At 40.3% G+C, this 23,085-nt stretch carries 18 protein-coding genes; 10 read left to right on the forward strand and 8 right to left on the reverse strand.

What is annotated here, in order from left to right; genetic code table 11:
- Positions 1-42 precede the first annotated feature (42 nt).
- From JEU79_RS07795 to gshB, 4 genes are all read right to left on the reverse strand, one after another.
- Positions 43-684: a Gx transporter family protein gene (locus JEU79_RS07795; protein WP_343074953.1), complete on the reverse strand. Its 642-nt coding sequence runs from the start codon at positions 682-684 to the stop codon at positions 43-45.
- Positions 681-1,091 (reverse strand): NusG domain II-containing protein, encoded by a 411-nt coding sequence (locus JEU79_RS07800; protein ID WP_198263651.1) that lies wholly within the window; start codon positions 1,089-1,091, stop codon positions 681-683. Before JEU79_RS07800 ends, JEU79_RS07795 begins: the two co-directional genes overlap by 4 nt.
- A 292-nt stretch (positions 1,092-1,383) precedes the next feature.
- Positions 1,384-2,472 carry an FAD:protein FMN transferase gene (locus JEU79_RS07805; protein ID WP_214660521.1) on the reverse strand — a complete coding sequence of 363 codons (1,089 nt, stop codon included), beginning with the start codon at positions 2,470-2,472 and terminating at the stop codon, positions 1,384-1,386.
- A gap of 23 nt (positions 2,473-2,495) precedes the next feature.
- A complete protein-coding gene (gshB, locus tag JEU79_RS07810) occupies positions 2,496-3,473 on the reverse strand; it encodes a glutathione synthase (protein ID WP_198263653.1) in 978 nt (325 codons plus the stop codon).
- A gap of 617 nt (positions 3,474-4,090) precedes the next feature.
- Here gshB and JEU79_RS07815 point away from each other — a divergent pair.
- From JEU79_RS07815 to JEU79_RS07850, 8 genes are all read left to right on the forward strand, one after another.
- Entirely contained in the window at positions 4,091-4,450 is a 360-nt protein-coding gene (locus JEU79_RS07815; RefSeq protein ID WP_198265910.1) for a response regulator, read from the forward strand.
- A gap of 127 nt (positions 4,451-4,577) precedes the next feature.
- Positions 4,578-4,943, forward strand: a complete 366-nt coding sequence (locus JEU79_RS07820; RefSeq protein WP_198263654.1) for a response regulator — start codon at positions 4,578-4,580, stop codon at positions 4,941-4,943.
- 43 nt (positions 4,944-4,986) lie between these two features.
- Entirely contained in the window at positions 4,987-5,535 is a 549-nt protein-coding gene (locus JEU79_RS07825; protein ID WP_198263655.1) for a chemotaxis protein CheW, read from the forward strand.
- A 253-nt stretch (positions 5,536-5,788) separates the two neighbouring features.
- Positions 5,789-7,729, forward strand: coding sequence for a methyl-accepting chemotaxis protein (locus JEU79_RS07830; RefSeq protein ID WP_214660522.1), 1,941 nt, complete (start codon positions 5,789-5,791; stop codon positions 7,727-7,729).
- A 53-nt stretch (positions 7,730-7,782) separates the two neighbouring features.
- The gene (locus JEU79_RS07835) at positions 7,783-8,670 is read left to right on the forward strand and encodes a CheR family methyltransferase (protein ID WP_198263657.1); all 888 of its coding nucleotides are present in this window, start codon (positions 7,783-7,785) and stop codon (positions 8,668-8,670) included.
- Between the two features lie 243 nt (positions 8,671-8,913).
- A complete protein-coding gene (locus JEU79_RS07840) occupies positions 8,914-15,558 on the forward strand; it encodes an Hpt domain-containing protein (RefSeq protein WP_198263658.1) in 6,645 nt (2,214 codons plus the stop codon).
- 77 nt (positions 15,559-15,635) lie between these two features.
- Positions 15,636-16,913, forward strand: coding sequence for a chemotaxis protein CheB (locus JEU79_RS07845; protein ID WP_214660523.1), 1,278 nt, complete (start codon positions 15,636-15,638; stop codon positions 16,911-16,913).
- Positions 16,914-16,987: 74 nt separating this feature from the next.
- On the forward strand, positions 16,988-17,497 hold the full coding sequence (locus JEU79_RS07850; RefSeq protein WP_198263660.1) for a chemotaxis protein CheW: 510 nt from the start codon (positions 16,988-16,990) through the stop codon (positions 17,495-17,497).
- Between the two features lie 38 nt (positions 17,498-17,535).
- Here the strand turns inward: JEU79_RS07850 and JEU79_RS07855 are convergent, their stop codons facing one another.
- Both JEU79_RS07855 and ubiT read right to left on the reverse strand, forming a co-directional pair.
- Positions 17,536-18,279 carry a 16S rRNA (uracil(1498)-N(3))-methyltransferase gene (locus JEU79_RS07855; protein WP_198263661.1) on the reverse strand — a complete coding sequence of 248 codons (744 nt, stop codon included), beginning with the start codon at positions 18,277-18,279 and terminating at the stop codon, positions 17,536-17,538.
- A gap of 208 nt (positions 18,280-18,487) precedes the next feature.
- Positions 18,488-19,054, reverse strand: coding sequence for a ubiquinone anaerobic biosynthesis accessory factor UbiT (gene ubiT / locus JEU79_RS07860; RefSeq protein ID WP_198263662.1), 567 nt, complete (start codon positions 19,052-19,054; stop codon positions 18,488-18,490).
- Positions 19,055-19,162: 108 nt separating this feature from the next.
- On the opposite strand from ubiT, the gene ubiU reads away from it, so the two are divergent.
- Both ubiU and JEU79_RS07870 read left to right on the forward strand, forming a co-directional pair.
- Entirely contained in the window at positions 19,163-20,158 is a 996-nt protein-coding gene (ubiU, locus tag JEU79_RS07865; RefSeq protein WP_198265911.1) for a ubiquinone anaerobic biosynthesis protein UbiU, read from the forward strand.
- A 10-nt stretch (positions 20,159-20,168) separates the two neighbouring features.
- The gene (locus tag JEU79_RS07870; protein ID WP_198263663.1) at positions 20,169-21,059 is read left to right on the forward strand and encodes a U32 family peptidase; all 891 of its coding nucleotides are present in this window, start codon (positions 20,169-20,171) and stop codon (positions 21,057-21,059) included.
- A gap of 129 nt (positions 21,060-21,188) precedes the next feature.
- Here JEU79_RS07870 and JEU79_RS07875 read toward each other — a convergent pair whose 3' ends face one another.
- Positions 21,189-21,974 carry a lipopolysaccharide kinase InaA family protein gene (locus JEU79_RS07875; RefSeq protein WP_198263664.1) on the reverse strand — a complete coding sequence of 262 codons (786 nt, stop codon included), beginning with the start codon at positions 21,972-21,974 and terminating at the stop codon, positions 21,189-21,191.
- On the reverse strand, positions 21,971-22,918 hold the full coding sequence (gene lpxL, locus JEU79_RS07880; protein WP_198263665.1) for an LpxL/LpxP family Kdo(2)-lipid IV(A) lauroyl/palmitoleoyl acyltransferase: 948 nt from the start codon (positions 22,916-22,918) through the stop codon (positions 21,971-21,973). The genes JEU79_RS07875 and lpxL overlap by 4 nt, the downstream gene beginning before the upstream one ends.
- Positions 22,919-23,085 lie beyond the last annotated feature (167 nt).

The raw sequence follows: 23,085 nt of genomic DNA on the forward strand, positions 1-23,085 counted from the left end.
TTTGTTTGCTACGTTTTGCCATAGGGCCTTATTATTCCAAAATCACTTGCGAGCATTATCACTTGAGTATCCATTGTTTGTTGATAGTGAATCTGATGATAACGGGCTCGATGATAATTGCTTGATTGTTAGTTGGGTGATTATACCGCTAACAATACCAAGTATCACGGCAAAAGTGATGAAAATGGGCAATAGTTTGAATATTCCCGGATGTGGGATAAAAAAGTACCAGGCGACAATGAATTGTCCCATCATGTGACTCATGGCAGCAATGATTGCATAACCGATTGCTCCGGGTTCATAGTTGTTACGATGGCCTGTTGGCTTATGGGTTAATAGGCTAAGTAAATAGCTTGATAAAGGCTCTCCAATACGAAAAATCTGCTGAACAAAGATAAGGCTAGCCAAACTGAGTAATGCGCCACTGAGACTGAGTAAGAAAGTAGGTGATAAAAACGTACCCAGCAATAAACTGCTGATCACGACTCTCAATAAACTCACTTGTAAGGCTGTTCGCCAGCCATATTGTATAAAGCAAAACAAGGTGATGACATTAGCCAAGCCGGGTTTCACTCCGGGCAGAGGGCTGGGAAAGGCCGATTCAAGGATATGAATACTGATAGCTAAAGCAGCCAATAAAGCGACTTTATGATCTTCTGAGGTGGTCTTAAAGTGAATTTTCATTGCCCACCTGCGATGGCATCATAAGTATTGTTCGAGCCTTTTAATGTCATGCTGATCCGGTTAGGTAAACAGGCTGTGGTATCACCTGTGAGCGTGAGCCAACCATGAAATACACAGAGTTGATTACGACAGGATGAATGGATAAAACGGGCTTTACCCTGTTTGATTTCAATGATACTGGGGCCAAGATGACCATCAATGGTGATGCTTTTACCTTCATCAAGTTCATATTCTGTGGGAGGATTATCTGCATACTGTATCAGTAAGCGTTCCGCTGTACCTTGTTGGGAATTATCAAACCACAATAGAGTATATAGCCAGATGGAAAGGGTGCTGGCGAGTACTAAGATCACAATATCGGCGGGATTAAATAAGGTCGATATTGTTGTTTTGAATTTTTGATTCATGATTTATTTTTAGGGTTTGGTCGTGTCATGTTTCTCTCTAGTGGTAGAAAATCAAAAGATAAAAGCAGCCTTGTTGTTTTTTCTTTTCTCTTACGTGAGATACATACTACTGGTAAGAGGGTGATGAGGTAGTTATTGCTTGTTATGGGGGCTTTTCGAGGCATGGATGCCGAGGGTAGAGCGAGCCCCTTGAAGCGTCCCCTAGAAGAAGTAATAACTATCTCATTAGCCTCTGGATTAAAAAACTCTAATTTGATGATACAAGCCTGTGCTAATTCTGTAAATGAAATCCTTACTCTACAATAATCGGCCTTATATCCGTCAATAACTCAATCCGTTCAGCCATAGCCGGTGTTAAGTAGATTTTATTATCATCCGTCATAAGCATCACATATTGAATGTGCATTTTTTTAGCAATTTCTGACCATAACTCGGGACCAGCAATGAATAGCGCCGTAGAAGCAGCATCTGCCAAAGCGGCATCTTCGCTAAGTACGGTAACAGAGAGTGTACCTTGTGCCGGGTAGCCTGTGCGAGGGTCGATAATATGGTGGTAGTGTTTACCCTGAAACTCAAAAAAACGTTCGTAGCTACCGGAGGTAAATAGTGCTTCATTATTTTTTAATTCAATAGCAGCAATAATCGCTTTAGTGCTTGAATCTTGAGTTTTTAAAGGATTTTTTATGCCGATCCGCCAAGGCTTGCCATTTTTATCACCTAGCACTTTCAGGTCGCCACCGGCATTGATTAAAGCATTTTTTATGGAATTTTTTTTCAATAATTTAATGGCTTTTTCAATGGCCACCCCTTTTGCAAAAGCACCAAAATCCAGTGCGATTTCCATCTTAGTCGCACTGACCTCATTATTGTGAATTTGAATGTTCTGCATTTGAGGTTTGACTGAGACTAATTGTTGTATGGCTTGTGGGTCAGGTAGTTTAAATGCGTGTTTCTCATCTTCAAGTTGATCAAATTGCCAGAGCTGAATCAGTCGGCCAATGGCAGGGTTAAATAAGCCATTACTTTGCTCAGATAATAATTGGCTGTCTTGAATAAGCTTTATAATATCAGGTGTTGTTTGGCTATTGGCTGATTGACTGAAATGTTGATTGAGCAGAGCCAAAGCGCCATAATTCCAAGGATGCCATCGCGTATGTAACTGCTCAAATTCACGACTAATGTCAGCAATGGCTTGTTTGGCATGGTGCTTATCATTGCTGAGAATATTGATGTCAATGAGCGTCCCAAAGCTAAACAGTTGCTGTTGGTACATGGACTGTTGCGGGGTATTAGACGATGGCTGGCAAGCGCTGAGCAAGATGACACTGAGCAGGGCAAAGAGTGGCAATAATAAATACTTGCAATAAAAATCACCATGCAATAAATGAAGTCGCCTGTTCAAACTTAATTTGACTTGTTATCGTGAATAATTGCTTCAATACTATCCATTAATAAAGCACTGATATTCAAGTCATAAAGCGAATCTAATTCTCTGATACAGGTTGGGCTGGTGACATTGATTTCTGTAATATAGTCACCGATCACATCCATGCCAACAAAAATAAGCCCCATTGCTTTTAATTTGGGGGCAACTTGTTCACATAACCAATAATCCCGTTCTGTGAGAGGAATACCGACTCCCTTACCTCCGGCAGCTAAGTTACCCCGTGTTTCGCCTTTGGGTGGAATTCTCGCCAAAGCATAATCAACGGGTATGCCATTAATGATTAAAATACGTTTATCGCCCTGAGTAATTTCCGGGATAAAGCGTTGTGCCATAATATACAGCGTGCCATGTTCAGTCATGGTTTCTAGAATGACGTTTAAATTGGGGTCATTCTCTTTGATACGGAAAATAGAATGACCGCCCATGCCACCCAAAGGTTTGACAATAATATCCTTATGACGAATTAAAAATTGCTTAAATTGTTTAATGTTACGGCTGACTAAAGTGGGTGTTGTGCAATTCGGAAATTGATGGGTAAAGAGTTTTTCATTAGCATCGCGTAGAGAACGTGGCTTATTAACGACCAAAGTACCGGATTGATCGGCCAGTTCCAGAATATAAGTGGCGTAAATATATTCCATATCAAAGGGCGGATCTTTGCGCATTAAAATAACATCAAGATCAGCTAAAAATATTTCTGTTGGTGCTGAGTCACTCACATCAATAAATTCATACCAGTGGGCAGATTTATCAGATACTTTTAATTGTCTGGTATAGGCTTTTGCCTGATTATCATCAATGAATAAATCAGCCATTTCCATATAATACAGTTCATAATTTCTACTTTGTGCTTCAAGCAACATTGCAAAACTACTGTCTTTTTTGATATTTATGGATTGGATAGGATCCATAACAATGCCAAGTTTTAGAGCCATTTTATTCTCGGTTGAATGATATTAATTCGTTTATTATAGCGGTTTAATCGTTTAAATGAAGCAAATTAAAGAGTGAAAGAAAAAGATAATAGTTAAATATAAGAATGTAGTGAAATATTGATATTCAGAGTGCTTTAAATTAAGCACAAAAATTAAAGTCAATATTTTTTATATGATTATTGTTATTTTATAATGTGTTACACAAATTTGTTAAAATAATCATTAAAATGGGTGGTATGTGTGCGAAAGTTATGCTAAAAATACGATCTAATTGTATTTTTTATAGTTTGAGCTAAAGTATATATATTAAAGTATAGATTGTGTAAGTGCTTTAATAAATTATTTAGAATAAAACTGTATTAATTACAAGAGTAAGCTATAAGTGAGTTAACAGGGATGTGGTAAAAAAGGCTATAAAATGAGTAAGATTGATGGAATCAAATCTGCTTAAATTTATGATTAAAAAATAAGCCTAACAAATTATTCACACACATTATTTACCTGTCTGCTTGAGGAATTGTCTACCCGACGAAATTTCCTCTGCTTTGGCAACTATCATTTTTTTTGGGGGATAAGTGGGAAATTCAGATTCAACTATTTTAGATGGCTTAAAAGTAATGGTCATCGATGACAGTAAAACTATTCGTCGTACTGCTGAAACACTATTAAAAAAATCCGGTTGCGAAGTTGTGACGGCAACAGATGGTTTTGAAGCACTGTCAAAAATACTGGAGCACCGTCCCAATATTATTTTTGTCGATATTATGATGCCTCGATTAGATGGCTATCAAACCTGTGCGCTGATCAAAAATAACAAAATGTTTAAAGAGACCCCCGTTATCATGCTATCCAGCAAAGACGGCTTATTTGATCGTGCTCGTGGCAGAATAGTGGGCTCAGAACAATACCTGACCAAACCTTTTACTAAAGATGAACTACTTGGTGCAATTACAAAATACGTTACTAAAACAGCTTAACCCAGACTGTTGATTCATTGCCTTATAAAATGATATTTAAGTTTTCATAGTATTTTAAAAACGCATTTTTAAGAAGAACAAATAAAAATAACTATAATAATTACTGCGATAAAGAGAGATTTTTAACATGGCACATATACTCGTTGTTGATGATTCACCCACAGAAACACACATTATATCAACTGCACTAGAAAAACAGGGACACCGCGTTTCTGTTGCGGTTGATGGTAAAGATGGTGTAGAAAAGGCCACACAAACATTGCCTGATTTAATTTTAATGGATGTTGTGATGCCAGAGTTGAATGGCTTTCAAGCTACACGTCAACTCACCAAACAAACTGAAGCTGAGAATATTCCTGTCATTATGGTGACCACTAAAGATCAGAAGACCGATAGAATGTGGGCCGAACGTCAGGGAGCCAAGGGTTATATTACCAAGCCCTTCGTTGAAGATGAACTGATTCAGGAAGTGAATCGTTTGTTATTGGCATAAGTCAATAATACTTAATTGTTAGCCTTATGTCTCAGGAAATAAAATGAGTTTTGAACCACAAAATTCACTACAAATTGTCCAGTTGCTACAACAGATGGAGGATTACAGCAGAAAAAATGCTGCGCCTCTACCCATGGAAGAGCGGATCAAATCATTATGGTCTGGCATTGGTTTTCGCATTGCCAAACACAAATTTGTTGTGCCAATGGGCTTTGTTCGTGAAATAATGAAATACCCCAGCACTTCGCAAGTGCCCGGAAGTAAGGACTGGGTACGTGGAATCGCTAATGTTCGCGGTAATTTATTGCCCGTTTTTGATCTGCAAGGGTTTCTGGGGAAAAAAACAACACCCATCAGACGCGAAACACGTGTTTTATCTATAGCGAAAGATAAACTCAGTGCTGGTTTGATTGTTGATGAAATCTACGGCATGAAATATTTTGATCAGACTCATTTTGATGCAAAAATGGGCCATGACGTAAAATGGAAGAATTATTTTAGTGGCGGATATGAGTTAGATGGCGAAAATTGGGTGGTCTTTAATATGCAACAGCTCGTTGAGAGTAGGGAGTTTCTTAATGTTGCCAATTAATAGAAAGTACCAGATGAAGTGCTAATACTGTCAATAAATACTGGGCTTTAACTTTGTGCGGATGACAAGCAAAGTTAAGGATTTGCGTTTAATCAATTTTTATACGAAATAATAAAAAATAACATAAAATCTCTGCAAGTGATGATTTAGGAGCTTATAAAAAATGCAAGGTGAAACTACTAACAAAAAGAGCGTCTACCTGCCCTTTACACTTCTGATAATATTCGTGGTCGCCATGGTTGTCGTTTATTGGTTGGCCTTTACGAAAGAAAATCATGATACCCAGTATTTGTCCCTGGTTGTTGAACAACGTGTCTTGTCACAGGGTTTGGCCAAGTCAGCAACCTTGGCTGCTGCAGGTAATGAGGATGCTTTTACTACCCTGAAACAATACCAGAAAGAATTTGGTCGGAACATGCTCGCACTGGCAGAAATTGACCCAGTGAGCAACGAAAGTATCCTGCCGGAAAGTGCCCAAAATGTTTATAATATTCTCAATAATAGTTGGAAAGAATATAACGAGCACATTAAAATTATTTTGGACAGTCAGGAAACTATTCTGATTTTATCCGAAGACATTAAAGTCATTAATGAACAGATGCCTGACATGTTAAATGCATCCAATGAAGTGGCTGAAATTTTAGTAGACAGCAACTCACCGACTCGTCAGGTTTACTTGGCCACACAGCAGTTGATGTTTATTGAGCGAATTACCGGCAATATTTCTGTCATGATGTCAGGTAATAATGATGCAGCACAAAGTGCGCAACGATTTGGTTTAGACACGGCAACCTTCAAACGGGTATTAGACTCCCTAATCAATGGTAGTAAAATGTTGGGTGTAGGCAAGGTGGAAGACCCAGATGCCTCAGAATTATTGAGTGAAATTGCGCAAATTTATGATGGTATCAAAACCAAAATAGCGGATATTTTAGAGCGTTCACCTGAAACCTTTGAAATTAATAATAGTGCCATGTCTCTGTACAATAAATCAGAAATTTTACTGCAACAAATTGGTTCACTGGGCAACACTTATCAAGAAGCAGTTGCAGATGATACCACTCTCTCTCTGACAGGTAATGCCTTAGCGGGTGCGACCGTAGTGATGTTCTTTATGATTGGTGCTTTACTGATTTCTCAAGAAAAACGGGTTGCGCGTGAAACCGAAGAACAACGTAATGAAGTTGAAGCTCAGAACAACAAAAACGAAGCGGCCATTATGCGCCTACTGGATGAAATGGGCGCACTGGCAGACGGTGACTTAACCGCCCACGCAACGGTGACAGAAGATATTACTGGCGCTATTGCTGATTCCATTAACTATACCATTGATGCTTTACGTAATCTGGTCACCCAGATTAATGATACTACCGTTCAAGTATCCTCGGCAGCTCATGAAACACAGGCAACAGCAATGCATCTTGCTGAAGCGAGTGATCAGCAAGCGACTCAGATTACCACGGCAAGTACTGCGGTCAATCAAATGGCAACATCGATTGAAGAAGTCTCCGCCAATGCGAATGACCTTGCAAACGAAGCAAGTACATCGGTTGAAATTGCTAATAAAGGTTCCATGATTGTACAGGATGCCATTAGCGGAATGGATACCATTCGTGAGCAGATTCAAGAAACATCAAAGCGCATCAAGCGACTGGGTGAATCATCACAGGAAATTGGTGATATCGTTGAAATTATTAACGACATCTCAGAACAAACCAATATTTTAGCATTAAACGCGGCCATTCAGGCGGCCATGGCCGGTGATGCAGGTCGTGGTTTCGCGGTGGTTGCGGATGAAGTTCAGCGTCTTGCAGAACGTTCAGGTAATGCAACCAAGCAGATTGAAGCGCTGGTTAAAACCATTCAGGCAGATACCAATGAAGCGGTTATCTCCATGGAACGAAGCACTTCAGAAGTGGTACAAGGTGCGCGCCTAGCACAAAATGCGGGTGGTGCTTTGGAAGAAATCGAGCATGTATCCTCCTCTCTGGCAAAATTAATTCAGGCCATTTCAGACACCACCAAGCAGCAATCGATTGCTGCGGTGAGCATTTCGGATTCAATGAATGTGGTACAGGAAATTACCACGCAGACTTCTGCAGGTACTAACGAAACAGCAGCATCTATTGGTAATCTGGCTGAATTAGCAAATGACTTGAGACAGTCGGTTGCTGGTTTTACCTTGCCTGAATAATACAAGTATAGAAACAGTAATACTCTATCGGTTTTAAAGGGATTTCTAAACTAATGGCTGTACTCAATGGCTCCCTCTCATGCTTTGAGCAAATGGATGATGTCCAATTTAGTCATTGGACTTCTTTGCTGGAACAAAGAACGGGTATGCACTTACCCCGGGAAAGACGTTCATTTCTTGAGACTAGCTTGGGCTTAAGAATGAAGGAAATAGGCATACCAGACTTTACCGCCTATTATCATCATTTACAATCTGAGAAAAATGGTCAGCAAGAATGGTTGACGCTAGTTGATCGTTTAACGATTCATGAAACACGATTTTTTCGCCATCAGCCATCATTGGACTTTTTAGAAGAAATTATTTTACCTGAGTTGTTCAAATCTGAACCGGATAGAAAGAAATTACAAATATGGAGTGCTGGTTGTTCGACAGGAGAAGAAGTTTACACCCTGGGCATGTTATGCCAGCAGTTTTTAAAACAGCATAATAATCGTGCTGTTAGTAAACCCTGTTATTTAGCGATCACAGGAATGGACATTAGTGTGCCGGCCTTAGTGACTGCACGTAAAGCACTCTATGACCAATATAAGGTGCGCCATGTGCCAGAGCAATATCTTGAAGAATATTTTGTTGCGCAACACAATGGCCGTTATCAGATTGTTGAGGCATTGAAAAAAAGAGTGTGTTTTGTTCCGTTTAATATTATTGATATGAAGAAAACACTGCTGGAACCAATGGATATTATCTTTTGCCAGAACGTGCTGATTTATTTCAATCGTGATAGACGTAAACAAATTATACAGCATCTGGTTAAACGTCTAAAACCGGGTGGATTTCTGGTTTTAGGGGCGGGGGAATCGTTAAATAATCCCCATCCTGAGTTGGAACAAATAAGTTATCCTAATGCACTGGCTTTTAGACGCAGTGAGTTAGTCAGTTAGCGCATTGATAAATTACTACGATATACAAGCTCTATGATTTACAGCTCTAGGATTTACAGTTCTAGGATTTACAGTTCTAGGATTTACAGTTCTAGGATTTACAGTTCTACGATATACAGTAAGACAGCATAAAGAGAGTTAAGTGGCCTTAGACATTTTATCGGGCTTTGCAACGCTCAGTGAAAATAAAAAATGATACGTAAGCCAAATTGATGTATCAAAGAATAAGACTGTGGAGAAAAAATGGCGACCAATTTTGAACATGGCGGCCTGAAATGGGTAATTGAAGAGATATACGAAACTCTCAAGCAGGCACGTATACATTTTGAATCCTTTGTTGAGGATGAAGAAGATAGTTCACAATTACAATTTTGTACCAGTTACTTACACCAAGTAGCAGGTAGCCTTAATATGCTGGAACTTGGGGGAGCAACCTTGCTCGCCGAAGAAATGGAATTATTGGCGCAAGCCATTTATGACGATAATGTCGTCCAGCGTCAAGAGAGCTTTGAAGTCCTGATGAGGGCCTTAATACAGCTACCGGACTATCTCGAACGATTGAACCGTGGTGCGCGTGATTTACCTATGGTTCTGCTGCCTTTACTCAATGATTTACGCGCCACTCGTGGTGAAAAATTACTCACAGAAGGTGCGGTATTTTCTGTTGATTTGACTGCCGATGATATTGTGCCTGAGTCTGATAATGGTATTGATCCGGGACAACTAGCAGCTAAAATTCGCCATCATTATCACTTGGGTTTACTAGGCTGGTATCGTAATAGTGAGAGTATTAGTAGCCTTAATAAAATCAAAAAAGTTGTTTTCAAACTAAAAGAAAGTGTTAAAACAGCTAATTTCTACCAGCTCTTTAGCTTAATGGAAGCTTTTATTGAAGGGCTTATGGATCAGTGCATTGATTCCAGTGCATCCACTAAATTATTACTCGGACAGGCGGATCGCTATTTAAAGCAGTTAATTGACACGGGTGAATCGACTGAGCTTTATTCACAAAATGATGAGCAAGAACTACAGAGCTTAAAGAAAAATTTATTATTTTATATCGCTTATAGTCAGAATTCGGATGCACTTGAAAATTCCGCTATTAGTCAGGTTAAATCTTTGTACAAGCTTTCCAGTATTATTCCTGATGAAAACGAACTTGAAGATGCACGTGCCAGTATGGGTGGCGCTAATGCCGATTTAATGGAAACAGTGACGGGTGTTATTTTAGGTGATTTAGGAAATATAAAAGAACAATTAGATGTGTTTGTTCGTAATATAAGTGAAAGCTCGAACGGTGATTCACTAGCTGAAGGCTCCTTACTCGCTGAAGGCTCCGCACACAGAGAAAGTCTACAAGCAATCATTGATACCATGACTCAGGTTTCTGATACTCTGGCGATGCTGGGGCAAAATGTGCCAAGAGGAGTTTTGCAGGAAAATATTGAACAATTAAAGGCGGGTTTAACCGGCTCAGAAGCACTTGAACGTCACATGTTAATGGATGTGGCCAGTGCTCTATTATATGTCGAGTCAGCGGTTTCTAAACTGGCTCATGGTGGTTTGTTTAATCATACGGATGAAGACGAAAATTTTGATTTATCAAAAATCAAAATGACCGATCAAGAGCAAAAAGAACTCCTATATGATGTTATTTCTGAAGCTAAAAAAGAATTACTGAAAGCTAAAGAAGGTATCGTTACCCTCATTGATGTCTTTGCTAATAATATTCAAAATCCGGAACAAAATAAACAAAGTATGCAGCAAGTACAAAATAGCTTGCACAGTATCAGTGGCGTTTTGGAGATTCTTAATAAAGATCAGGGTGCCGAAATTGTAAAAGATTGTACGCTTTTTGTGAGTCAGGACATTATTGTTGATAATGTCTTAGTGGATGAAACAAGTTTGCATTATCTTGCTGATACCATTACCGCTTTAGAATATTATTTAGATGCTATCGCGCAAAACCAGCAAGACCTGTCCATTATTGAAAGTGTGGCGCAGTCAAGTGTTGACCAATTACTTGGGCGCGAAAGCAATGTACCAAGCTATGACTCTGAACTGAGTGAGGCATTGGCAATCTGGATGCAGGATGTATCGGTATCAGCTGCTAAGGATAATTTACTGAAAGTAGTTGTTTCAGTGGCGGAGCAAGTTAAGCTAATTCGAAATGAAAAGGCAGAAGAAATTGCTCATCAGATGAAATCAATGATTAGTCTGGTTGGCGATCAGCAAGATTCCCTGAGTAGTGATATCTCCAGCACCCTGCGTTGGGCGACTGAAACCATTAATCGTATTATCTGTAGCACAATAGAATTAAACAATGCTACTGAAACGCTTGAATTAGAACAAGAACTGCCTCAGATTGAACCGGCTGCTGTAGACGATGTAGAGAGCGCGTTAAGTCATGATAATAATTCGCCTGCTGTTGAAGATGCTAGCAGTGAAGCTGAAACGTTAGAAGTAGAGCCCTTAGAAACGCAGTCTCAAGCGCAAAGTGAAAGTCATGCAGAAGAAGTATTAAGTGTTCCAATAAGTGGTTATCCTGATATCAAAAGGCTGGAAACATCAGATGATGTCGATCCGGAAATCATGGAAATTTTTATTGAAGAAGCCCAGGAAGAAATTGGCAAAGTAGCGACTTTATTTCCACAATGGCAATCCAACACCAACTCCAACACCAATAGCGTAGAAATATTGACCGAAATGCGTCGTTCGTTTCATACCTTAAAAGGAAGTGGACGACTAGTAGGTGCAATTGAAATGGGTGAGTTCTCATGGGCTTTTGAGAACATGCTCAATCGTATCATTGATGAGACGATTATCGCTGTTGAAGCACATTACGCGATTGTTGAAAAAGCCTTAGAACTACTGCCGGAAATCATCAAAGCATTTGAAGAACAACGGTTGTCCGATGTGGATTCCTCTATTGTTGCAGCGTATGCCGAACTTTTAAGTCGGGGTGAATTATTTGATCCGCTTCTGCTGACACTGATTGGAACGGATGAAGGAGAGACTTCTTCAGAAGAGAGTTTAGAGATTGATTCATTATCTGATTTAGATGATGAAGATTCAGCTTCTAGTGAAGATGTGTTAGAAATTGAAGGGGCTTCATCCGCTGAAGACTCTTTACAAGTTGAGGATTCTTTGCCCGCTGAGGACTCTTTACAAGTTGAGGACTCTTTACAAGTTGAGGACTCTTTACAAGTTGAGGACTCTTTACAAGTTGAGGACTCCTCACTTGCTGAAGGCTCTATACCCGCCGAAAGCTCTTCCACTCAAGAAGAAAACGAATCCGAGCTGGAAGAAGGGATTGATCCTATCTTATTGGATATTTTTACCAATGAGGCCAATGGACATATTGACAACATAGATCAATATTTAGAGCAATGCCAGGCTCAGGAAGAAGCTTGTACTCCGGATGATATTTTAATCAGAAGCCTGCATACCCTGCGTGGCAGTTCACACATGGCTAATATTCATGCACTGGGTAATGTCAGTGAACAGATGGAACGATTGGTTAAAGTCGTTGCTGAAAAGGGACAGACTTTGGATGCAGAGGTGCTTGAGCTAATACAAGCGCTGACAATTTATAGTTCAGTAGTACTGAAAGAACTCAATGAAAGCAGCGAACTACCGGCTGAAAATATTGAATTACAAGATGCTATTTTAGAAAAACATGAACAGATTTTGCAGCTTGAAAATCTACTGGATGCAGGAGAACTCAGTGAAGAAATTAGCATCAGTGAGGAACGTCTTAATGAAGAAATGCTCTCTGAAGCAGCTCTCAATGAGGATGATGCAAATACTTTAATTGCAGAACAAAATGATTCAGAGAGTAGTGACTATGACGATGAATTATTACAAATCTTTGTTGAAGAGGGTGAAGAATTACTAGAGTCCAGTGACCATGCATTACAAAAACTAAAAGATGATATTACGGATTCGGATGCATTGAATCGTTTATTGAGAGACATGCATACACTTAAAGGTGGTGCCAGAATGGCAGGTGTTAATGCCATCGGTGATCTGACTCATAGTTTTGAAACAAAGCTGGAACAATTTACCCAAAATGAAATTATTTTTAACCAGAGCCATGTAGACTTATTGATGCAAGTGCAAGATGTACTTTCATCAATGATTGAAAACTTAAAAAATGGTAAGGCAGTAAATGACAGCCCGGATGTTATTAGTCAAATAGAAAACATCAGTACTGATGACTCGATGCTAGCACCTGATGTAGAGCAATCAGCTATCGATGACTCAGTTGTCGTTGAGTCCGATAACATTGAGTTAGATACAGATGTAACAGAATCAATCACTGGGCAGAATGAAGTAGAAGAAAGCGCCAATAGTGAAGCAGAGTCTGAGCAATACGATGATGATTTGATGGAAATTTTCCTGGAAGAAGCTCAGGAATTAATGGATTCAAGTGATGCAGCGCTGTCCAAATTAAAAATTGACCCCGATAATTCAGAACAACTTAATCAACTCCTAAGGGATTTACACACTATCAAAGGTGGTGCCAGAATGGCTGGTATTAATCCTATTGGTGATTTGACTCATAGTCTGGAAACACAGCTCGAACAACTGACCGATCTCAATCAAACCCCGAGTCCGCAATTTTTTGATTTACTTCATCAGTCGCATGATACGCTCAATGACATGCTCGATGATCTTAAATCTGGAAAGACAGTAAGGACTGCAGAAGCGCTTATTTCTCAAGCAGATAACCTGCGTCTTGATAGTGATTCAGAGCAATTAACTGAAGAATCCGAAGTAGATGTAGTCGAAGCAGAAATAGAGAATGACGAGCAAGCTGAGCTGGTCGAAGATGAACTTGTTGATGAGCAAACCGGATTAGAATCGGAATCGGAACCAGAAACAGATATAACAGCAGATATCGGGTCTGTTGTAGATGCACCTGAGCCTGAGCCTGAGCCAAATGAGCTTGAAAGCATTGCTCCTGAACAGACGGTCGCAGGAACAGAGCCAGAAGAAATAGTACCTGAAGAGTTACCACAGACCGTGGTTGCCGAAGAGCCCCAAGCCACTGCTAGAAAAACAGAGCGAGTTCGCGTCAGTGCCAACATACTGGATGAACTGGTTAACTATGCAGGTGAAGTCAGTATTTATCGCTCACGGCTTGATCAAGGCAGTAATGAATTCCAATTGTCACTGGCAGAAATGAATACCACCATTCTTCGTTTGCGCGAACAATTACGCCGCTTTGAAATGGAGACTGAGGCACAAATACAATCACGACGGGATCAGGCTGAATCATTAGGCTATGAGCGTTATGAAGAATTTGATCCATTGGAATTTGACCGCTTTTCCAATATGCAGCAAATTACCCGAGCTATGGCCGAGACAGTAGCTGATTTGGATAGCATCGAAAGCACCATGAATAACCTGAATAGTGAATCAGATACGCTACTGATCCAACAGGGACGAGTAAATACTGATTTACAAGAAGGATTGATGCGTACACGTATGGTGCCTTTTAGAAGTCAACTAGCACGTTTTAGACGTATTATTCGCCAGACATCCCAAGAACTGCATAAACAAGTTAGTTTTGAAATGCATGGTGGTGATCATGAGATTGATCGCAGAGTGCTGGAAAAAATGATGGCTCCATTGGAACACATGCTACGAAATGCCGTCGCCCATGGTATTGAAACTCCGACTGAACGTGAAGCCTTAGGCAAAAAACCAAGCGGTAAGATTAAACTACTCATTGGCCGGGAAGGCTCTGAGATAGAAATTAAAGTAATCGATGATGGTTCCGGTATTAATATCGAAGCAGTGCGAAAAAAAGCCGTAGAACATAATTTAATAAACAATGATGCCAAATTAAGCGAACAAGATATTATCCAATTTATTCTGGAATCAGGCTTTAGTACCGCAACAGAAGTCAGTCAGATTGCAGGCCGTGGTGTGGGTATGGATGTTGTTAATGCTGAAATCAAACAGCTAAACGGTGTACTTGAAATTGATTCTCATGAAGGCGAAGGCTCAATATTTAAAGTCTTAATGCCTTTAACAATGTCTGTGAGTCGCGCATTAATGGTCGAAGTGGGTGAAGAAATATTTGCGATTCCATTGGTTGGTATCGAAAATATTATTCGTGAAACGCATGATGTGTTGGAACGATTAACTGCAAGTAATGATACCTATTATCAATGGCATGACGAAGAATACCAGTTTATGCACCTTGGTACAGCATTAGGCATTAATAATCCCTCCTTACCGGATGAAAAAAGCAAAGCGCCTATTTTATTAGCTCGCTCGGGTGAGCATCGTGTGGCACTCTTTGTTGATGGCTTGCTCGGTAGTCGGGAAATTGTTGTTAAATCTGTTGGCCCTCAGTTAAGCACTGTTAAGGGTGTGACCGGTGCAACCATTTTAGGTGATGGAAAAATTTCATTGATTCTGGATCTGGGCGTGCTTGCTCGTGAAGGCGCAATGATGAAAATTGCCGCAGAACAAGGCGTGAAGATTGATAGCACTGAAAATGTTGTACCGACTGTCATGGTTGTTGATGATTCCATCACGGTAAGAAAAGTAACGCAACGCCTATTGCAGCGTTATGACTATGAAGTAATTACCGCTAAAGATGGTGTTGATGCTATAGCCACCTTACATGAAACCATACCTGATGTGATGTTGCTGGATGTAGAAATGCCGCGTATGGACGGTTTTGAATTAGCCACTCATATGCGTGACGATGAAAAGTTTAAAGATATTCCAATCATTATGATCACCTCAAGAACGGGTGATAAGCACAGAGATCGAGCAATGAAGATTGGAGTGAATGAGTACATGGGCAAGCCTTATCAGGAGCATGATCTCATTAGTAATATTAAAAAGCTAACTGAAGACTCCTAGTGCTAATGACAGCCTGAGATAAAATTCAGATGCAAAAACTTAAAAATATCAATCTTGTCATTGCTTCTGGATCTGAAATGATTCAGCAAAGCATGCATGAAATGTTTGTACAACATGGTGCAACTATCACTCTTTGTGGCTTTCTAAACCTTGAGTTTGTCGCTCGATTAGAAAACGATGTCAGCGCAGATGTGATTTTGATCGACATGAATGATGCTTATGAAGAAGATGACGATGCTCTGGATCGTTTATTAGAAAAAATTGATCTGCCCATTCTTTTTCATGACAATGATTTTGATGAGCAGGATGCCTCGAGTGTCGAAGGTGAAATTTCTACTGCGATTGTTGATAAACTGGCTGTTAAGTTAGCAGAATTGGCGAAAGTAAAAGTCAAAGAGGTTGTTGAAGAGGCTGTCGAAGATAGTACATCTGCTGAAGAGATGTTAAGTGATGAAGCCCTGGAAACTGTTCAACAAAAATTATCCGGTGATATAGCACGTCTTAAAGACAAAAAAGCAAATAATGATACAGCTAGCTTAGTTGAAGGTGCAGTCGCTTTAGCCACAGTCGATCAAGTTGCTATTGCTAAACGAGATGCACTTCAAGATGCTGGCAGTTCAGTTGTAGCATCAATCATTAAACAAAAGCAGACAGAAAATAATCAGCCAACGGAGCAAATCACTGAGCAACAAACAACTGAATTAACAGCTGCCCTAACAACAGCCCTAACAACAGCCCTAACAACAGGTTCAATATCAGAGCCTACTGACTTACTTAATATTTGGGTTTTGGGAGCGTCAATCGGTGGTCCTGAAGCGGTAAAACGTTTTTTAGCGAGAGTCCCCAGAGAGTTACCGGTGGCTTTTGTCTTGGCTCAGCACCTGGGTGATGGCTTTGTTTCGTTACTGGCCAATCAACTGGATAGAATCAGTAGTTTTTATGTGAAAGAGGCGATAGAGGGCGATAGTATAAGCCATGGTGAAGTGATTGTCGTGCCGGTAAATAATCGTATGAGTGTCAATGAAAAAGGCCAGATAGTTTTTTTTGATAAACCCTGGAAAGGGCACTATAAGCCATCAATTGACAGTGTTATTAGCGATGTAACAAAAACCTTTGAAAAAAAATCCGGTGTCATTATTTTTAGTGGAATGGGAGCTGATGGCGTATTGGCGAGTCAACAGTTTGTCGAGAAATATCAGGGTAATATCTGGGCGCAAAGCTCGGACACCTGTGTGATCAGTAGTATGCCAGATTCGGTACGTAAGGCGAATTTGGTGAGTTATTCCGGTTCACCAGAAGCGTTGGCACTGAAAATTGCGGTAAAATATATGGGTAAAGACTCTTATATTGTATAAGCTCTAAACACTTGAAAAAATAATACTTGAACACCAACACTTGAACAACACTACTTGAAAAAATTGGACTAACAATGAACCAAAACAGTAATATTATTCATGGAATTGAAGCTCACAAGACAAGGCATGTTACTGGTCAGGATGACCGAGTACGTTGCCTGACACTTAACTTTTTTAGTTACAAAATGCTCATTCCAAATGCCTGTGTTGCTGAAGTGACCGAGGTTTCATCCATTGAGCCCAAATTAGGCGCACCTGAATGGTTTGGTGGCATAATGAAATGGCGTGAGCAGGATGTTCCGGTGGTAATTTTTGAAAAAATTATGAATAGTGAAGCCTCAAAACCACAACAATACCGTCGTTTATTAATTTTAAATGCACCTGATAATAAGGGCGGTACTCCTTTTATCGCACTGGGCTGTCAGTCCATTCCTAGTTTGACCATAATAGATGAGTCGCGGGTTGCACCATCTGAAGAAAAAAGTGAGCAAGTGACACATATCATGTTGGATGGCGAAGAATACATTATCCCCACAGTGTCATATTTAGAGAAAATGGTGAGTGAGGTAATGACTGATCATTAGCTGGCTTCTTAAATTTAAGGGGGGATTTAAATCTATCCTTAAGAAAAGTCACCCCATAAAAACTGCATGACACTTAATATTGCCAGTCCTGCCGTTTCTGTTCTTAAAATACGCTGTCCAAGACGCAACTCCAGATAACCCCGTTCTTTCGCCCAGGCTATTTCCTCAGCATTCAGACCACCCTCAGGGCCAATAAAAATATTTACATTCTTAGGTGTTTCTTGGGGTAAATCCTTTAGGCTGGTTGCTGCATCAGGTGCTAATATTAGGCTAATGCTCTTATTCTGAGCCGTGATTTGCTTGACTGTTATAGGCTGATTTATCTTCACCAACTGAGTGCGTCCTGATTGTTCACAGGCACTGATCGCAACGCCCTGCCAATGCAGTATTTTTTTTCCCAGACGTTTGTCATCTAATTTTCCGGCATTTGAACGTTGGGTAAAAACAGGGGTAATTGATGTGATGCCCAGCTCAATTGACTTTTGAATGGTGAAGTCCATTTTATCACCCTTGGAAATGCCCTGGTACAAGTGTACCGCAATGAGTGGTTCTGTTTTGGTTGCAGTGAAGCCTAAAATACATACAGAGACATGGCGTTTGGATGCGTCAATGAGTTGGGCTGTAAATTCACCTTCAATGTTATTGTCAGCATTAAACAGGACAATTTCTGCGCCCTTTTTAAGGCGTAACACATTAACGATATAATTGACCAGGTGAGCGGGTAGATCGATGACTTGCTCTGGTTGGAGTGAGGCTTCAATATAAAAACGGGATATGCGCATAAGACAGTTAGCTATGGTCAGTAAAAGGTCAGTAAAAGGTCAGTAAAAAAGGTAGAATTTATAAAACGATTCTACCTGATATAGCCTACAATTTAAATGAGGTGATGAATTTAATGCTGCTCCAAGCATTTTGTTCAAATTGATCTAGCATCCGATCTTTTCAGTTGGGGAATGGGTAGGTAGAATACAATTTAATTCGCGTGCCTCATTAATGAGGCTGGCTAGAGGTCATTGCTTGCAGTTTAGATTCATCGTCTGAAATAAACCGACTGATATTCTGGATAATTCGATTGAGCCATGTGGGCCATTGCTCAAAATCAATACCATCAATGGTATTTTTTATCTCCAGACCCAGCTCAGTATCACCCTCAATAGTCAGTCGGCGTTGAAAAAATAAGGTGTCCGGATCTTCCTTGCGACTCGCCAATAAAACAAATTCCTTGACATTACCACTGAAAATGACGTCAGCTTGAGCAATATCTTCCCCAAGGATTAAATGCTCATCTTTAAAACTGAGAAAAAAATTCAAATCGGCATCATTGATATGAATGTGTAACCATCGATCCTCCAGACAGTCAAAATCACCCATTTCAACGGGTTCTGCCAGCAATGATTGTAATATGCTTTCACCGATTTTTTTTTGGATAAAAAAAGGTGGCTCAGGTAAATGTTTAACAATACTAGGCAACGTTGTAGTGAGTTGTCGGGCGAATCGATGGCTCATTTTCGAGAATAGAGCATCAGGTCTTGGGGGAGTAGGGGTTGTATTTTTCATAAGGCTAATAGTGCAATAAATCACTCGGTTATTCATTGATCACCATCAATTCAATTTCAATGATGAAATGATAACATCAGTTTTTTATCAAATGCATAGTGACATATGATTGAACTTGTTTGCCCCGCAGGTAATTTTCCTGCCCTAAAAGAAGCAGTGAATAATGGTGCCGATGCGGTCTATATTGGTTTTAAAGACGATACCAATGCTCGACACTTTGCCGGATTAAACTTTAACGAAAAAAATCTCCCCCGTGCTATTGATTATGCTCATCAGGCTGGGACAAAAGTTTTTGTCGCAATCAATACCTATCCGCAACCTTCGGGTTGGTCTCGTTGGCAAAAAGCCGTGGATATGGCGGCAGATTTGGGCGTGGATACGGTCATTATTGCCGATATCAGTATTCTTGATTATGCCGCTAATAAGCACCCCCAAATGACCCGACACTTATCCGTGCAAGGCTCAGCAACCAGCTATGAATCACTGCGTTATTATCAGCAAAATTTTGGTATCAAACGTGCTGTTTTACCCCGGGTCTTATCACTGTCACAAGTGGCAAATCTAGCACAGCAATCCCCCGTCGAATTGGAAGTGTTTGGCTTTGGTAGCTTATGTATTATGGCTGAAGGGCGCTGTCACTTATCATCTTATGTCACCGGCGAATCCCCTAATACCTGTGGTGCTTGCTCACCGGCAAAGTCCGTGCGTTGGGAGAAAACCCCACAGGGACTAGAATCACGTTTAAATGATGTGCTAATCGATCGCTATGACGACAATGAAAATGCCGGCTATCCAACCCTATGCAAGGGACGTTTTTCAGTGGGCAATGATACCTTTCATGTCTTGGAAGAGCCAACCAGCTTGAATACGATTGCCATCTTGCCAGATTTAGATCGCATTGGTATCAAAGCAATAAAAATTGAAGGGAGACAGCGCAGCCCTGCTTACACCCAACAAGTCACTCAAGTATGGCGTGAGGCAATTGATAGTTACTATGCTCAACCGGAAAATTACCAAACACAGGCGCATTGGTCAGCAGCATTGGACAAGGTTTCTGAAGGCTCACAAACGACTTTAGGCGCCTATAGCCGGCCATGGCAATGAGAGAAAAACAATGAAATTATCCCTGGGCCCTCTACTTTATTTCTGGTCGCATGATGATATCACTGACTTTTATCAGAAAATGCTAGCAACGCCAGTCGATATCCTCTATCTGGGCGAAACAGTCTGTTCAAAACGTCGTGCTTTAGGTTTTGAACAATGGCTAGAATTGGCAAGAGAGTTGGGTAAAAGCAAAGAAGTGGTATTATCAACCTTATCATTAATCGAAGCCGAGTCAGAGCTCAAAACCCTAAGGCGATACTGTGATAATGGTGAGTTCACCATTGAAGCCAATGATATGGCCGCAGTACAAATGCTAAGTGAAAAGAATATTCCCTTCACGATTGGTCCGACGATCAATGTCTATAATGCACAAACGCTAGCAATCTTGCACCGTCAGGGTCTACAACGCTGGGTGATGCCAGTAGAACTATCACAACAGACATTATTGGAAATACTGCAAGCACTGGAAACTCTTGGTATTAAAGATAAAATAGAAACTGAAATCTTTAGCTATGGTTATATGCCCTTAGCATTATCCGCACGTTGCTTCACGGCCAGAGCCAATAATTTACCCAAGGATCAATGTGAATTAAAATGCCTTGATTATCCCGGTGGGATGTTGGTAAAAAGTCAGGAAGAGCAAAATATCTTTACCTTAAATGGTATTCAAACACTTTCAGGCTCACCTTATGATTTGTATCATGAGCTAAATGCAATGCAAGAGATGGGCGTTGATATTGTGCGTATCAGTCCGGAAAAAACGAACACGGCAAAAATCATTGAAGCCTATCAAGCAAAAATAAATAATGCTAATCCGACAATTTCTTATAAACTAGATGATCACTGCAATGGTTATTGGCATGGTGAACCGGGGATGCTACAGCATAGTGAACAAGCTTAATTTTAACCTGCTTGCCACTTCAAAAGTAGGATGCGGTGAGGCACGAATCGCATCATTGATGTCTATTTAAAACCATTTGTTTGCATTGATGCGGTTCGTGCCTCACCACATCCTACCAATGTGCCAGCTTTACGTGTTCTCCAAGAGCAAATAGAGTTTCTTTGCTAAAGCACTATGACTTAAATCTTCACCCTGTTTAAGATAAGCAGCAATTAAAATTTTTATAGCCTCTTTATCAACCGGTGTACGGCGGCGGATAATACGTGAGAGATCATTAAAGCGTACCAGATAACGAAAGGGATACCACTTGAGTTTTTCTAAATCAATGAGACGTACATCAGCCTGATTAGCCTCTAATTTAGCAAAAAAATGCTTAGGATAAAGACTGCCATGACGATAATTGGCATCATGTAAAAGCCGTGTATTACGCCCCGCTGCTTGCATGATCAAGCGAGTATCTTCAAACGAAACAGCTTCTTCATTAGAGCTATCTTCGGAATTATTGTTAAACTTCTCTTCAAAACTTTCATAGCCTTCCAAGGACTGAGTAATCAAAATACTTTGCGCTTTATCATTCTCCATGCGCTCCCCATAATACAAACAATTCAGCGTTGGAATATTTCTATCATTGAGCCGTTTTAAATTGATAAACTCACGGCGAAAAGTGGGGATGCCTTTAATGGGATGTAATAGAGTTTTAAAATTATGGTTTTCCTGACGCTTAATAAAGACCGGATGACTGACACCATTAGCATCCTTCAAGACAAACTTCGTCACGCCACTCCAGCCATTGCGACGATAATTAGGTGCTTCAAACCAGGGCGACTCCAGATCCCATAATTGTGCAAAGTCAGCTAAATTATTTTGCTTAAATAAATGTTCAGTATCACTATTATCAAACTGGTGAAATTTCATTTTTTTGTTATTCTTCGAGGTTTTTTGCGATAAAGTTTTGCCATGCCTTCAGGGCGTGTTTTGAAACGACGATGTACCCATAAATATTGCTCAGGCGCTTTGCGGATTTGTTCTTCAATCAATAAATTAGTGCAGAGTGCATCGGCTTCTAAAGACTCACTAGGGAAATTTTCTACAGGGGGGAAAAATTCAATTTCATAACCCCGGGCATTATCAAGGCGGCGGGAAATATAGGGAATAATCGGTGCTTTAGTGATTTTTGCCATGCGTGATGGCACCGTTTGAGTCGCGGCTATATGCCCCATAAAAGGCACAAAAACACTATTCTCTATACCGACATCCTGATCGGCGGCAATCCACATTAAATGATTTTGTTTAATATAACGAAAACTGGCACGGATTTCATCACGGGCAAACACCCGGTGCAACATTCGTTTACGGGCATTATAAGTGACTGCATTGAATAAGGGGTTTCTTAGCTTTTGATAACTCACCGCTAAATCATGATCCAAAGCAATGAGCCGACCACTGATTTCCATCGTGGTATAATGCGCACCTAACATAATGGCTCCGGTTCCGGCTTGCAAGGCATTATCAACATACTCAAAGCCTTTGAAAGTGACTAACTTTCGCAGTTTCTTCTCGTTTCCCCACCAACTCATTGTGGTTTCGGCAATGCTGATCCCCAGAGAGTGAAAATGATCCACGACTAATTTGGCTTGTTGTTCTGTGGACAACTCAGGAAAACATAGGGCGATATTGATTTGTACTATCTCACGGCGGTACTTGGCAATGCGATAAAATAAATGGCCAATAAACTTGCCTATCAGCAATTGCAGTCGATAAGGTAGTAGGGGTAAAATGCGCATGGCTGCCAAACCCAACCATGACGGCCAGAATTTTGGGGCAAGAAAATCTCGCCAGGGAAAAGAAACTTTAGACACGGTTCATCTCAATACTCATACTCAATGCTTATTATAAGGTTTTCAATATTGTACTGTTAAGTGATAAAATTTCAATCGACAATACCGAGAATTTAGTTTCATTTTCCTATTGTGGTATTATAACGGACTAATAAATGTCTTTTTTTCCAGAATTATACCTGATAGAG

Origin of the sequence: sulfur-oxidizing endosymbiont of Gigantopelta aegis, from assembly GCF_016097415.1 — a bacterium.
Classification (GTDB): domain Bacteria; phylum Pseudomonadota; class Gammaproteobacteria; order GRL18; family GRL18; genus GRL18.

What these genes read in the sequence shown, in the direction of transcription:
- JEU79_RS07875 (WP_198263664.1), bottom strand. Translation starts at nt 21,974, where the DNA reads ATGAAATTTCACCAGTTTGATAATAGTGATACTGAACATTTATTTAAG.
- JEU79_RS07800 (WP_198263651.1), bottom strand. Translation starts at nt 1,091, where the DNA reads ATGAATCAAAAATTCAAAACAACAATATCGACCTTATTTAATCCCGCC.
- JEU79_RS07855 (WP_198263661.1), bottom strand. Translation starts at nt 18,279, where the DNA reads ATGCGCATATCCCGTTTTTATATTGAAGCCTCACTCCAACCAGAGCAA.
- gshB (WP_198263653.1), bottom strand. Translation starts at nt 3,473, where the DNA reads ATGGCTCTAAAACTTGGCATTGTTATGGATCCTATCCAATCCATAAAT.
- JEU79_RS07850 (WP_198263660.1), top strand. Translation starts at nt 16,988, where the DNA reads ATGAACCAAAACAGTAATATTATTCATGGAATTGAAGCTCACAAGACA.
- JEU79_RS07835 (WP_198263657.1), top strand. Translation starts at nt 7,783, where the DNA reads ATGGCTGTACTCAATGGCTCCCTCTCATGCTTTGAGCAAATGGATGAT.
- JEU79_RS07825 (WP_198263655.1), top strand. Translation starts at nt 4,987, where the DNA reads ATGAGTTTTGAACCACAAAATTCACTACAAATTGTCCAGTTGCTACAA.
- JEU79_RS07795 (WP_343074953.1), bottom strand. Translation starts at nt 684, where the DNA reads ATGAAAATTCACTTTAAGACCACCTCAGAAGATCATAAAGTCGCTTTA.
- JEU79_RS07845 (WP_214660523.1), top strand. Translation starts at nt 15,636, where the DNA reads ATGATTCAGCAAAGCATGCATGAAATGTTTGTACAACATGGTGCAACT.
- JEU79_RS07840 (WP_198263658.1), top strand. Translation starts at nt 8,914, where the DNA reads ATGGCGACCAATTTTGAACATGGCGGCCTGAAATGGGTAATTGAAGAG.
- ubiT (WP_198263662.1), bottom strand. Translation starts at nt 19,054, where the DNA reads ATGAAAAATACAACCCCTACTCCCCCAAGACCTGATGCTCTATTCTCG.
- JEU79_RS07820 (WP_198263654.1), top strand. Translation starts at nt 4,578, where the DNA reads ATGGCACATATACTCGTTGTTGATGATTCACCCACAGAAACACACATT.
- JEU79_RS07870 (WP_198263663.1), top strand. Translation starts at nt 20,169, where the DNA reads ATGAAATTATCCCTGGGCCCTCTACTTTATTTCTGGTCGCATGATGAT.
- JEU79_RS07815 (WP_198265910.1), top strand. Translation starts at nt 4,091, where the DNA reads ATGGTCATCGATGACAGTAAAACTATTCGTCGTACTGCTGAAACACTA.